The organism is Planifilum fimeticola (assembly GCF_003001905.1).
GTDB classification, from domain to species: domain Bacteria; phylum Bacillota; class Bacilli; order Thermoactinomycetales; family DSM-44946; genus Planifilum; species Planifilum fimeticola.
The window spans coordinates 26364-37973 of the sequence record NZ_PVNE01000013.1 but is presented as its reverse complement, the minus strand read 5'-3'; the positions used below and the strand labels follow the sequence as shown (position 1 = coordinate 37973).

At 60.0% G+C, this 11610-nt stretch carries 14 protein-coding genes; 7 read left to right on the top strand and 7 right to left on the bottom strand.

Going from position 1 to position 11610, the window contains the following annotated elements; genetic code table 11:
- Positions 1 to 73: 73 nt before the first annotated feature.
- The 4 genes from CLV97_RS18125 to CLV97_RS09380 all read right to left on the bottom strand — a co-directional run bounded on the left by CLV97_RS18125 (position 74) and on the right by CLV97_RS09380 (position 2275).
- Positions 74 to 244, bottom strand: a complete 171-nt coding sequence (locus CLV97_RS18125) for a hypothetical protein (RefSeq protein WP_170070434.1) — start codon at positions 242 to 244, stop codon at positions 74 to 76.
- Between the two features lie 111 nt (positions 245 to 355).
- Positions 356 to 1102: an FHIPEP family type III secretion protein gene (locus CLV97_RS09390; RefSeq protein ID WP_170070433.1), complete on the bottom strand. Its 747-nt coding sequence runs from the start codon at positions 1100 to 1102 to the stop codon at positions 356 to 358.
- Positions 1103 to 1209: 107 nt separating this feature from the next.
- Positions 1210 to 1923 carry a 5-formyltetrahydrofolate cyclo-ligase gene (locus CLV97_RS09385; protein WP_342749790.1) on the bottom strand — a complete coding sequence of 238 codons (714 nt, stop codon included), beginning with the start codon at positions 1921 to 1923 and terminating at the stop codon, positions 1210 to 1212.
- A gap of 34 nt (positions 1924 to 1957) precedes the next feature.
- A complete protein-coding gene (locus tag CLV97_RS09380) occupies positions 1958 to 2275 on the bottom strand; it encodes a DUF1811 family protein (protein ID WP_106345265.1) in 318 nt (105 codons plus the stop codon).
- Positions 2276 to 2395: 120 nt separating this feature from the next.
- Here CLV97_RS09380 and CLV97_RS09375 point away from each other — a divergent pair, with 120 nt between their 5' ends.
- Positions 2396 to 3328 (top strand): hypothetical protein, encoded by a 933-nt coding sequence (locus CLV97_RS09375; protein ID WP_106345264.1) that lies wholly within the window; start codon positions 2396 to 2398, stop codon positions 3326 to 3328.
- A complete protein-coding gene (locus CLV97_RS09370) occupies positions 3325 to 3711 on the top strand; it encodes a hypothetical protein (RefSeq protein WP_106345263.1) in 387 nt (128 codons plus the stop codon). Before CLV97_RS09375 ends, CLV97_RS09370 begins: the two co-directional genes overlap by 4 nt.
- Before the next feature lie 140 nt (positions 3712 to 3851).
- Here CLV97_RS09370 and CLV97_RS09365 read toward each other — a convergent pair whose 3' ends face one another.
- Together CLV97_RS09365 and CLV97_RS18120 are read right to left on the bottom strand one after the other, a co-directional pair.
- Entirely contained in the window at positions 3852 to 4256 is a 405-nt protein-coding gene (locus CLV97_RS09365) for a L,D-transpeptidase (RefSeq protein WP_106345262.1), read from the bottom strand.
- Positions 4257 to 4317: 61 nt separating this feature from the next.
- Positions 4318 to 4491 (bottom strand): hypothetical protein, encoded by a 174-nt coding sequence (locus tag CLV97_RS18120; protein ID WP_170070432.1) that lies wholly within the window; start codon positions 4489 to 4491, stop codon positions 4318 to 4320.
- Between the two features lie 125 nt (positions 4492 to 4616).
- Here CLV97_RS18120 and CLV97_RS09360 point away from each other — a divergent pair, with 125 nt between their 5' ends.
- The 3 genes from CLV97_RS09360 to CLV97_RS09345 all read left to right on the top strand — a co-directional run bounded on the left by CLV97_RS09360 (position 4617) and on the right by CLV97_RS09345 (position 7091).
- Positions 4617 to 4952, top strand: a complete 336-nt coding sequence (locus tag CLV97_RS09360; RefSeq protein WP_170070431.1) for a DUF2512 family protein — start codon at positions 4617 to 4619, stop codon at positions 4950 to 4952.
- A 409-nt stretch (positions 4953 to 5361) separates the two neighbouring features.
- On the top strand, positions 5362 to 6015 hold the full coding sequence (locus tag CLV97_RS09350) for a ThuA domain-containing protein (protein WP_106345259.1): 654 nt from the start codon (positions 5362 to 5364) through the stop codon (positions 6013 to 6015).
- Complete coding sequence (locus CLV97_RS09345; protein WP_106345258.1) at positions 6012 to 7091, top strand: Gfo/Idh/MocA family protein; 1080 nt, start codon at positions 6012 to 6014, stop codon at positions 7089 to 7091. Before CLV97_RS09350 ends, CLV97_RS09345 begins: the two co-directional genes overlap by 4 nt.
- Before the next feature lie 68 nt (positions 7092 to 7159).
- Here CLV97_RS09345 and CLV97_RS09340 read toward each other — a convergent pair whose 3' ends face one another.
- A complete protein-coding gene (locus tag CLV97_RS09340; protein WP_106345257.1) occupies positions 7160 to 7531 on the bottom strand; it encodes an iron chaperone in 372 nt (123 codons plus the stop codon).
- A gap of 511 nt (positions 7532 to 8042) precedes the next feature.
- Here CLV97_RS09340 and CLV97_RS09335 point away from each other — a divergent pair.
- Both CLV97_RS09335 and CLV97_RS09330 read left to right on the top strand, forming a co-directional pair.
- Positions 8043 to 9785 (top strand): ABC transporter ATP-binding protein, encoded by a 1743-nt coding sequence (locus CLV97_RS09335; protein ID WP_106345324.1) that lies wholly within the window; start codon positions 8043 to 8045, stop codon positions 9783 to 9785.
- Positions 9786 to 9800: 15 nt separating this feature from the next.
- Positions 9801 to 11603 (top strand): ABC transporter ATP-binding protein, encoded by a 1803-nt coding sequence (locus CLV97_RS09330; protein WP_106345256.1) that lies wholly within the window; start codon positions 9801 to 9803, stop codon positions 11601 to 11603.
- Positions 11604 to 11610 lie beyond the last annotated feature (7 nt).

Sequence of the window (11610 nt, the reverse complement as noted above, 5' to 3'; positions counted from 1 at the left end):
AAATGCTGGGTTTCAGCCGCCGGCCCGTGCTCCTGCGCCCATGTCGGGCGCCCGTGCGGGGAAGTTCCGGTTCTTAAACCCGCATGCCCGGATACCGGGACATCAGATAGTCGTAGCACTGGTTCATCGAACCGCGGAACTCCACCCGATGATCCTTTTTCATGGGATTGTACCACTGAAAGTAATTGTCTTCATGCAGGATGGTCGGGGGATATTTTTCAGAATCGCGGATCACATAATACATCGCTTTGCACCTCCTAGGGGCTATTATGTTCAAAAAAATTCCAAGATAATCCTTTTCACAAATCAAAAAAGACCTTTCGCATCAAAAAAGAACCCTCTTTCATCGGAGGGTTCATTTGACGAAACCGATCACGTTGCCGGTGTCCTTTTTCGCCGGAATGCGCCGCTTCCGCTTTTCGGCGATAAATTTGGCGATGGACTCGGGATGGGGATGCGTCCATCCCGGCGGCGCATACCCTTGAGGGGGGTGGGAAATGTAATAATCCAGGATGTTTTCCAGAAGCTCCTCGAAGGGGTGGATGGGGACCCGATCCCGGAGCAGGATTTTGACCACCGACCAGAGGAGACCCGGCGTCATCCCCCGTTCCTTCAGTTCATCGACCAGTTCGGGGATGTGGGACCGCGCCTGTTTCAGCCAGCGGACCGCCAACTCGTAGGTGAACAGCTCATCCACCCGGGAGTGGAGGACGTGGCGCAGGTGGGCGGTGATGATCTCCCGGGCCGTTTCCCCTTCATTTTCGGTCCAATATCCTTCGATCCGTTTCATCGGGTGGATGGCGGGGCGATCGGAGACGTGCCGTTCGGAAAAGCGGAGCGGCGGATACAAGTCGCCGTCGGCCACGCGCCTTCCCCGGATGCGGATGATGTAACGGTTGGGTTCCTCGGCAGAACCGGTTTTGATTCGGACGGCAGGCAGGTAGACGCCTCGTTCCTGGAGAACCGATTTCCGCAGGTTCTGGATCGTCGTGGCGAAGTCGGATTCTTTCATCAAATATTCATACAGGGTCGGCCCGATCTCCAGCCCGATGGTATCCGCTTTTTGATCTGTATAGGCATCGGACAGGCTCCAGTCTGCCATGGGAATCCTCCTTCCTTGCGCAGGTGCGCCAGCCGTTTGCCGCAAAGCTCCCGTTCCTATCATCCTACTTTAATAATATACCCGAATGCGGCTTCCGGGGACCTTATTCAGCCGGAATCCGGCCTGTCTGAAAGGCTGAGCGACCGGATCTCCTCGAGGACCGGCATTGCCTTCAATTCGTCGTTGGTGACCCGCTCCCAATCGATCCCGGTCGGTTTGGGATAAGGAGTTCGGGTGGCGATCGCGTCCCGCTCGGTCACGATCCAATCGACGGCGAGGTCGAAGGGTTCGAAGGGAATCTCCTCCTCCACCACCTGGATGGAATGGACGGTGGTGATCACGGGAACGGGGGGATTGCCCAATTCCCGCAGGATGGCATATTCCCGGTCGGCGTACCCTTCTCCCTTTCCCAGCCGCCGCCCGTCCCGGTGCACGGCGACGGAGCCGACCACGATCAAGTCGACGGGCGGGAGGTCCGACAGGGACAGCTCCCGCCCGTATTCCCGAAGGCGGGAGAGGCTGGCCGCTCGCCGCTCTTCACCGGGGGGAACCCATTCCGGACGCACCTGGACGAAACCGGCCTTCAGCCGGGGCGTGGGGACCAGGAGGGTTTTTCCGTCTTTCAGCACCTGGGCGCGAAGGGGGAGCTGGGGCGAATCCGGATTTACTTTCACCGTTTTCGCCTTTCGGTAGGCTTCCAGCCCCGTGACCCGGTGGGCCGCCTGTTCCGCGCCCTGAAAATTGGGAATGCGGCCGACCAAGGGAAGGGGAAAGCGGCCGACCCGGGCCTCTTCCATCGCCTTCCAAACGTTCAGCCGTATCGCCTGCTTGTCCGCGGCTATCGCTGGTTCCCCCTCAATCCGACGGCTCCACAGGTTTCAAGATACCGATCGGAAGCGCGACGGATTCCGTTTCCCCTTCCCAGTGCCCCCAGGCCATGACACCCCTGAGATATTCCACGAAAAAGGGTTTATCGGATCCTTCGACCTCGTAACTCAAGCCGGGTCGGATCCGCTCGGGATCGGTCAGATACGATTTGGCCAAGTTGATCCGTTGGCGGAGGATCTCCAGTTCGCTGACGAGGCCGTTTTGCCTGGCCTGTCGCATTTCCCTTTCGAGCCGCTCGATCTCCCGCCGGAGTTCCTCCCGATTCATATCGCTGAAAAGGCGCATGCAAATCCCCCGCGTTGTTGTCGCTGAATGTTATGATAGTATATTGAGCGATATTCCTCAACACCGGCCCGGAGAGTGGTAAAATAAATAGATAACCGACGGTGGGAAGAGGGAATCGGAATGTCGGTCATCATGCTGTTTATCGATGGAGTCGGCCTGGGCGACGAGGTGTCAGACAATCCGTGGTTCACTTTGCCGACACCCCACCTGAACCGCCTGTTGGGGGGGGAATCCCTTACGCGGAGCGCTGTCGGCCGCCCGACGGAATCCACCCTGCTGCTCGAGACGGACGCGACGCTGGGGGTCGCCGGCCTCCCGCAGAGCGCCACGGGACAGGCAACCATTTTCACCGGCCGGAACGCTCCTGCGGCGATGGGAAGGCACCTGAGCGGACTTCCCTTTCGCAGGCTGCGGGAATGGGTGAAGCGGGACAATGTGTACCTGCAGTTTGAGGGCCGGGGAAAAAGGGCCACGTTTCTCAACGCCTATTCGGAGGAATATTTCAACCTTCCGACGACGCGTCGGGGCTGGGTTTCCGTGTCGACCGCGGCCATCCAGAGCGCCCGTGAGCCGATGCGAATGATGGAGGATTTGCTTGCGGGGCGAGCCGTTTACCACGATCTCACCCGGCGAACGCTGGCGGGGAGACGGCCGGACATAACGGAAATTTCTCCGGAGGAAGCGGCCCATCACACGCTGGCGACCGCATGGGACTACGATTTGGCCGTCCACGAATTTTTTCTCAGCGATCTGGCGGGACACAGGCAGGATACCGAGCTGATCGCCTGGGTCGTGAACACCTACGACCGGTTCCTCGGTGAGCTGATCCGCCAAAAGCGGGAAGAAGACGTTGTGGTTCTGGTGAGCGATCACGGCAACAGCGAGGATTTTCGGGTGAAAACCCACACGATGAACCCGGTTCCCACGTTGATCATCGGTCCTTCCCGCCTGTTGGACGTCATCGAGCCGGAAGGGTGGGACCTGACGGCGATCGCCCCTCTGCTCATCCGAATGGCGGAAGGACTGAACGAAGTGGAAGGGGAGAGAGAATGACAAAGCGCTACATCCCCCGGGTGCAGGAGGCGGCCATTCCCGAAGACGGGGCGTGGGCGGAGTTGGAAAATGAGAACGTGCTCGTCCTGTCGATTCCCGAATGGACAGAGGTGGTGGAGCGCTCCTGCAGGGGATACCGCTACGTTTGGCTGTATGACCGGGAGAAGAAGACATACATTTTCTGCTTTCGCCTGGAGGACGGGACGGAGCAGGCCGTTGCCTTTCCGAAGGATCATGCCGGATTGCTCCTGCAGGACGGCCGGGCCTACGAACCCTTTTCCATCCTGATCACGTCCCGGTCCCTGGCCGATGCGGACGAAGACAGCCCGTCGCTCCTCCTTCGGAAAGTGGTGCTGAAACGCCACCCGGAGGCGGGGTGGTAAGGATTGGAACGGGCGGGAAGCGCCCGTAACGAGCGATGGCAACATCCGGATCGGGGGTGAACCGCCCCCTTCGAAGGACCCCGGGAGATCCGTTTCCGGATCACCCCGGGGTCTTTTTTGGCATGTCGGATCCCGTCTGCTCAGACGGTGCCTGCAAAGGAGTAGTCTCTCCCGCCGGAAACGGTTACGGGCCCTTCCTGGATGATCACTTCCGTGCCGATGCCCACCCGTCTTCCCAAATCCTCCACATCTTGGTTGTGCATGCGGATGCATCCCCTGGAGACCATCTGTCCGATGGAGTCCGGCCGATCGGTCCCGTGGATTCCGTATCCGGGGCGGCTCAGCCCCATCCACAGGGTTCCGTAGGCGCTCAAGGGGCCACCGGGCCAGGAGTAGGGGTAGGGCACCTTGTTGATGATGGTGTACCTGCCCGTAGGGGTTTGGGAGGTGATCCGGCCGATGCCGACGGGGTAGGAGCGGATCAGGCGGTTTCCCTCAAACAGATAAAGGCGTCGTTGGGAAAGAGAAACGACGATGCGGGGCATGGAACCACACTCCTTTTTTCCCCATTCTATGGAGAACAGGAGCGCTTGGTGGCTCCATCCCCTACACTTCGTCGATATCGATGGGGGATTCTTCGATGGTCTGTTCGGGCTCCTCGCCCTTCAACCGATCCAAAAGCTGTTTGTATTCGTCAAATCGGGCATACGGTGGCTGGGTTTCAATCACCTTTTGCAGTGCCCGAATCACCAACAGACGCTCTTCAGGGTTGAGGAACAAGGATGTCCCCTCCTCGGCGGCCGGGTTTTTTTCTAGTCTTCCCCGATTGGGAGGCGGAGAATACTGGATGAATCCATATTTGGGAATACTTTCAAATAATATCATGCGGGGAAAGAGGGAAATTTGTGAACGGGTTGCTGAAATTTATTCTCTACAGCGCCATCTTGTACACCGTGGACTTCCTCTCCGCCGAAGTCCACTACGAGCCCCGGTGGCTCCCTGCGCTGGTGGCCCTGTTTCTGGCCGTTGTGGGCCACTTTGCCGATCGCTGGGTGTTGCCCTGGACAGGGGATCCCCTGGCCGTTCTGTTGGGGGGAGGATTCATGGTATTCACCCTTTGGGCGGCAGCCTATCTGTTTCCGGATTCCGAGGTGACCCCGGACGGAGCGTTGCTGGCCGGCGTTTTGTTGGGCATCGCGGAGTACGGGATGCACCGGCTGCTTGTGTCGACATCCAAATGAATTCGGACCCGCCGGCTGCGGACCGCAGGCTCCCGGATCGGAAGAAACTGCGCTCTCTGCGCCCGATGAGGAGGTCAGCGCGGAACCGTTTTGCGCTGGAGCTGTTTTTCAAAATCCCCGGTTGCGGGGGTTTTTTCGTTGGATTTCGGGATGCGGTAGCCCCGAGGTTTTGTGTTGACGGGATGTCGAAAAAGATGATACAATTTGTATAAAATTATTTAAAATTTTCGATATATCACCCTTCGCCTTCGTACCGGGAGAGGCTGGAGGAAAACGTCCAGTGCGGGAGCCGGAGCAAGAGCCGCAAAACCGGCGAATATGCAAGTTGTCACCGCCCTCAATCTTGTGCGGATTGCGAATCGCCCCGCTTCTCTTCCGGCGGCAGCGATCATGAAAGGGGGAACGAAGGATGGAGAAGGAAAAGGTTCTGATCTTTCAGGGAGGCTGGCCGGGGCACCGTCCGGAGGAAGTGGCCCGTATGCTGAAGGAATGGCTGACCGACGAGGGGATGGATGTGGAAGTGGCGGACACCCTGGACTGCCTGCTGGATGGAGAAAAGCTTCTGGAAACGGATCTCGTCGTTCCCAACTGGACCATGGGCCGCATCGGGGGTGAAGCGCTGCGAAATCTGACGGAGGCCGTGGAGCGGGGGACCGGTCTGGCCGGCCTCCACGGGGGCATGGGGGATGCCTTCCGGGAAGCGACTGAATTTCAGTACATGGTGGGGGGGCAGTTTGTCGCTCATCCGGGAGGGGATTCCGTCGCCTATCGGGTGCGCATCGCGGAACGCCACCACCCGATCACTGAAGGGATTTCCGATTTTGACGTGGTTTCCGAACTGTATTACATGCATGTCGATCCGGCCATCCGGGTGCTGGCGGAAACGACGGCCCACAACGGAGTCGCGATGCCGGTGGCCTGGGTCAAATCCCACGGGGAGGGCCGGGTTTTTTATTGCTCCCTCGGTCACGCCCCGGACGTTCTGCGCATCGAGGAAGTGAAAACCATGGTGGTCCGGGGAATGAAGTGGGCTTCCCGGAAGGGAAAGGAGCGGAGCGGATGAACATCGGCATCGTGGGGTGCGGCAACATCAGCGGGGTTTATCTGGAAAACCTCCTCCGGTTCGACGGTGTGGAGGTGGTGGCCTGTGCGGATCTGGACGCGGAGCGGGCCCGGGAAAAGGCCGCCCGTTACGGGATTCCCGTCGCCTGTGGCGTGGAGGAATTGCTCGACAACCCGGAGGTGGATCTGGTTTTGAATCTGACGCCTCCCCGGGCCCACGCCGCCATCAGTCTGGCGGCGCTGGAGGCGGGGAAACACGTCTATTCGGAAAAACCCCTGGCGGTGGATCCGGCGGACGGGCGCCGCATCCTTTCCCTGGCGAAACAGAAAAACCTGCGCGTCGGATGTGCGCCGGACACCTTTTTCGGGGCGGGACTTTCGACGTGTCGGAGGCTGCTTCGGGAGGGAGCGATCGGCCGGCCGGTGGGCGCCGCTGCCTTCATGATGAGCCGCGGCCCGGAGCGCTGGCATCCCAACCCCGATTTCTTCTATGAGAAGGGGGGAGGGCCGATGTTCGACATGGGGCCGTACTATCTGACCGCCCTGGCGATTCTCCTGGGTCCCGTCCGCCGGGTCACGGGTTCCGCTTCCATCTCCTTTCCCGAACGGGAGGCGATCGGCCCGGGAGACAGGCCGCGTAGATTTTCCGTCCACGTTCCCACCCACGTGGCGGGAGTGCTCGATTTTGCCAGCGGGGCGGTGGGAACGATCATCACCAGCTTCGACGTGTGGAGCTCCACCCTGCCCCATATCGAGATTTACGGGGAGAAGGGAACACTGGTGGTGCCCGATCCCAATCGGTTCGACGGCGTGATCCGCCTTCGGGGGAAAGACGACCGGAATTGGCGGGAGATACCGGCGGAGGGGCCGTACCGGGAGAACAGCCGGGGGGTCGGTCTGGCCGACATGGTCCGGGCGATCCGGGAGAACCGTCCCCATCGAGCCAGCGGGGAGCTCGCGCTCCATGTGCTCGACATCATGCACGAATTGCATCAATCCTCCCGGAGCGGGACGCACCGGGAGATCGGCTCCGGTTCCGTTTTCGCCTGGGAAGGGGAGGATGATCCTTTGCCTTAGATCCCGAATGGAGGTGCATCCGGAAAAGGGGGCCGACGGCGAACGGTTTCATCCGTTCGGTGCGGCTCCTATTTTCGCCAAAAGGTTTTGCAATCCGCCTTGTCCCGAATGTTAAACTCAATCAGTTTTTCCAGCAGGGCATAGGGGACGGGCCGTTCCCAGGGGATGCGGATGATATTTTCGGTATAGTCATAGCCGGCCTTCTCGATATCGTCCTTCGCATGGGCGATGGCCACCTGTTCAGGGGCGACCGCCGCATGTTTTTTTGATGTGCTGAATCCGATGATAAAGGTTCCGTGATCCGTAAACATCGGTTGATTCCATTTGATTACCGGTTTGAGATTCGGATATTTGTCCTTTATCCAGTTGAAAATCTCCCTCATCCTCTCCCGGTGTGACGGATTCTCAATCCGCGCCAAATACTCGTCAAGGGTTTCCATGACTTCGCCTCCTCATCCGGCGCTCCCCGGCTTCTTTACGGAGCCGGCAGGTGCCGCTTTTTTGGATACCGATACCGGTGATCCCTTGACCCATTCTTCCCGGACGTCGGCTTCTCCTTTATTCCAAAAGGGTGGACCAAGCATATCGTATCCATCTTTCCGCCATGTAAAACCGGGTCGGGATCTTCTGTCCGCAGCTCCGATGACGTCTTGCAGGAGGAGCGGTGGCGAAGGCCCGCCGTCCGGTTCGGGGGCGGGCGGCGGTCGTCACCGCTTTTTTATTTTGGGCAGGCCAGGGGATCTGGCCCTTTACGAACCCTGACGGTTTTTCGAGAAAAATGGAATCTCCGGAAGGTCTTTTTCCTTCGGCTGCCGAATATTTCTGGACCTGAAAACATTGGCACATGGCGGTATTAAAGGGGTGTCGGAATTCATGTGATCGGATGGATGTCAACCGGAGAGGGAGAGAGATCAGGCCAAACGATCCGCGAGCCAAAGGAGATGTTTGTCCTTGGAAACCTTTAAGCGGTTGAAACGTTTTTACTGGCCCTTCAAAGGGTATTTTTTCGTTTCCCTTGCGGCGCTCTTTCTGGTGACCGGGCTGACGATGCTCTATCCCTTTGCCCTGAAGGTCACCATCGACGAGGTGATCGGCGCGGGGCGTTACGAGTGGGTGCCCTGGATCGCCCTGGGCTTTGTGTTGTTGATGTTGGTCAAGTCCCTCGCCGCCTTTGTGCAGCAATATGCCGGGGACCTGTTCGGCATCCGGACGGTCTACGAGCTCAGGAACGCCCTCTATCGGAAGCTGGAGTCCCTTCCCTTCCGGTTTTACGACAACGCCAAGACCGGCGATCTCATGTCCCGCTTGACGGCCGATGTGGAGGTGTTCCGCTTCTTCCTTTCCTTCGGATGCGCCCAGTTCATCAACTTTCTTCTCCTGCTGGGATTCGGGCTGGGAGTGATGGTGTACCTCCATCCGCTGCTCGCGGTGGTCACCCTTCTGGCGATGCCCTTTCTTTCCGTCACCGTCTACAGGTTCGACCGGAAAGTGCATCCCGCCTTTCTGGGGGTTCGCAGATCCTTTGCACATCTCACCACCAAGGTGCAGGAAAACATCAGCGGCATGCACACGGTGAAGGCCCTGGCCCGGGAAGACCTGGAGATCTCCAGGTTCGGGGACCGAAACCGCCACTACATGGAGGCCAACCTGGAGGCGGCCCACATCTGGAGCGCCTATTTTCCCCTGATGGAGTTGATCGGTAACATCAGCGTGGTGGTGCTGCTCGCCTACGGGGGGTGGCTGGTGATTCGGGGGGAGCTGCTGTTGGGGGAGCTGGTCGCCTTTTTCAGCCTGGTCTGGTACATCATCGGCCCGCTGATGTATTTGGGATTCATCATCAACACGTATTCCCAGTCCAAAGCGGCGGGGAAGAGGCTCCTGGAGATCCTGGATGAGCCCGAGGAGATCCAAAGTCCTCCGCAGGCGTTGGTCGCGGAGCGAATCCGGGGCCATGTCCGGTTTGTGAAGGTTTCCCACCGGTATTCTCCGGACGGGGAGTGGGCCCTCCGGGAGGTCTCCTTCGACGCGCCGCCGGGGAAGGTGATCGGGCTCATCGGGGCGACGGGAGCGGGAAAGACGACGCTCACCCGGCTGATTTCCCGCTTTTACGACCCCACGGAGGGAGAGGTCCTCGTGGACGGCCGGCCGGTCGGGGAATACGATCTTCAATTTCTGAGGCGCCACATCGGCGTGGTGTTTCAGGAAACCTTCCTGTTTTCTTCCACCATCCGCGACAACATCGCCTACGGGCGTCCCGACGTCTCCATGGAGCAGGTGATCCGGGCGGCGAAACGGGCCCAGGCCCACGACTTTATCTCCGGTTTTCCGGACGGTTATGACACGGTGCTGGGAGAGAGGGGACTCGGCCTGTCCGGCGGACAGAAACAGCGGATTGCCATCGCCCGGGCGCTGGTGACGGAGCCTTCGATCCTGATTCTGGATGACGCCACCAGCGCCGTGGACATGGTGACGGAGTCCCGCCTCCAGGAAGCCCTGAGGGAGGCCATGCGGGGAAAGACGACTTTCATCATCGCCCATCGCATCTCCTCCGTCCAGCACGCCGACGAGATTCTGGTGCTGGACCGGGGGCGGGTGGTGGAGCGGGGCACCCACCGGGAGCTGTTGGAGCACGGGGGCATCTACCGCCGTATCTACGACATCCAATTCCGGGACCGGCACGCCGTGCCGCTGTGAGGAGGGGGAGTCGCCATGGAAACGCCTGCGCGGGAGCGCTTTCGGTACGCTCCGGAAACGGTGATCGAGAAACCCTTCAACTGGGCACTGATGGCCCGGCTGCTGTCGTATGTGAAGCCTTACGCCGGGACGCTGCTGCTCCTGTCGCTCCTGGTGATGGCCCTGTCGACGGCGGTCCGGCTCTTCGCCCCCTACACCATCAGTTTGGCCATCGACCAGGCTCTGATGAAAAAGGACGGACAGCTCCTGGCCGTCTTCGTGGGAATCATCTCCGGGATGTACCTGCTCAACTGGATTGCCAACTCCCTGCGGATCCGCTGGATGAACCGGCTGGGGCAATCGGTCATTTTTGACCTGCGAAAAGATCTTTTCAACCACATCCAGCGCCTTTCCCTCCGGTTTTTCGACGAGCGATCGGCGGGGTCGATCCTGGTGCGCATCACCAATGACATCAATTCCCTGCAGGAGTTGCTCACCAACGGGATCGTCAACGTCATCATGGACATCGCCCTGCTGTGCGGGATCGTGATCGTGATGACGGTGCTCAGCCCCAGTCTGACGGCGGCGGTCCTGGTGGTTCTTCCCCTGATGTTCCTGATATCGATCAAACTGCGTCGCTTGATTCGCCGTTCCTGGCAGCGGGTGCGCATCCGGCAGTCGGTGCTCAATTCTCATCTGAACGAAAGCATTCAGGGGATGCGGGTCACCCAGTCCTTCACCCAGGAAAAGGAAAACATGGAGTATTTCCGCCGGCTGAACCGGGACAACTACGAAGCCTGGAGGGACGCAACCCGCAAGAGCGCCACCTTTCGTCCCTTCGTGGAGATGACCGGGGCGGCGGGCACCGCCATCCTGATCGGTTACGGAGCCTATCTCATCCAACAGGAGGCGATCACCATCGGCGTGTTTGTCGCCTTCGCCTATTACCTCGGAAACTTTTGGGAACCCATCTCCCGGCTGGGACAGGTGTACAACCAGCTCCTGATGGCGATGGCCTCCACGGAGCGGATCTTTGAATTCCTGGATCAAGAGCCTTCCGTCCCGGAGAAAAAAGATGCCGCCGACCTGGAGGAGGTCCGAGGGCATATCCGACTGGAGAAGGTGGTCTTTTCCTACGACGGCAAGAGGAAAGCGCTGGACGGGATCGATCTGGAGATCATGCCCGGGCAGACCGTCGCCCTGGTGGGACACACGGGGTCGGGGAAAACGTCGATCGTCAACCTGATCTGCCGCTTTTACGATCCCACCGGTGGATGCGTCACCCTCGACGGCCGCGATCTGCGGGATCTCCGCCTGGACAGCCTCCGCCGCCGGGTCAGCATCGTCCTGCAGGATACCTTCATCTTCTCGGGAACCATCATGGAGAATATCCGCTTCGGGCGGCCGGAGGCCACCGACGAGGAAGTGCGGGCGGCGGCGGAGGCGGTGGGAGCCGACGCCTTCATCCGGGATCTGCCCAAGGGATATGAGACGGAGGTGGAAGAGCGGGGCAGCGTGCTGTCCGTCGGCCAGCGGCAGCTGCTCTCCTTTGCCCGCACCCTGTTGGCGAACCCCCGGATCCTGATCCTGGACGAGGCCACCGCCGGCATCGACACGGAGACGGAACAGAGGATCCAACGGGCGATGAAAACGCTGCTTTCCGGCCGGACCGCCATCGTGATCGCCCACCGGCTGTCCACGATCCGGGATGCCGACAAGATCGTCGTCCTGGAGCGGGGGAAGGTGATCGAACAGGGGACCCACGAGGAACTGATGGCGCGGCGCGGAGAGTATTTCAACCTGGTCCGGGCCCAGTTCCGGGTGCCGGTGGCGGAATGAAGGTGAC

Bases quoted from the DNA above. Each gene is read 5' to 3' on its own strand.
- CLV97_RS18125 (WP_170070434.1), bottom strand. From the start codon at position 244: ATGTATTATGTGATCCGCGATTCTGAAAAATATCCCCCGACCATCCTG.
- CLV97_RS09390 (WP_170070433.1), bottom strand. From the start codon at position 1,102: ATGGCAGACTGGAGCCTGTCCGATGCCTATACAGATCAAAAAGCGGAT.
- CLV97_RS09380 (WP_106345265.1), bottom strand. From the start codon at position 2,275: ATGCGCCTTTTCAGCGATATGAATCGGGAGGAACTCCGGCGGGAGATC.
- CLV97_RS09375 (WP_106345264.1), top strand. From the start codon at position 2,396: ATGTCGGTCATCATGCTGTTTATCGATGGAGTCGGCCTGGGCGACGAG.
- CLV97_RS09370 (WP_106345263.1), top strand. From the start codon at position 3,325: ATGACAAAGCGCTACATCCCCCGGGTGCAGGAGGCGGCCATTCCCGAA.
- CLV97_RS09365 (WP_106345262.1), bottom strand. From the start codon at position 4,256: ATGCCCCGCATCGTCGTTTCTCTTTCCCAACGACGCCTTTATCTGTTT.
- CLV97_RS09350 (WP_106345259.1), top strand. From the start codon at position 5,362: ATGGAGAAGGAAAAGGTTCTGATCTTTCAGGGAGGCTGGCCGGGGCAC.
- CLV97_RS09345 (WP_106345258.1), top strand. From the start codon at position 6,012: ATGAACATCGGCATCGTGGGGTGCGGCAACATCAGCGGGGTTTATCTG.
- CLV97_RS09340 (WP_106345257.1), bottom strand. From the start codon at position 7,531: ATGGAAACCCTTGACGAGTATTTGGCGCGGATTGAGAATCCGTCACAC.
- CLV97_RS09330 (WP_106345256.1), top strand. From the start codon at position 9,801: ATGGAAACGCCTGCGCGGGAGCGCTTTCGGTACGCTCCGGAAACGGTG.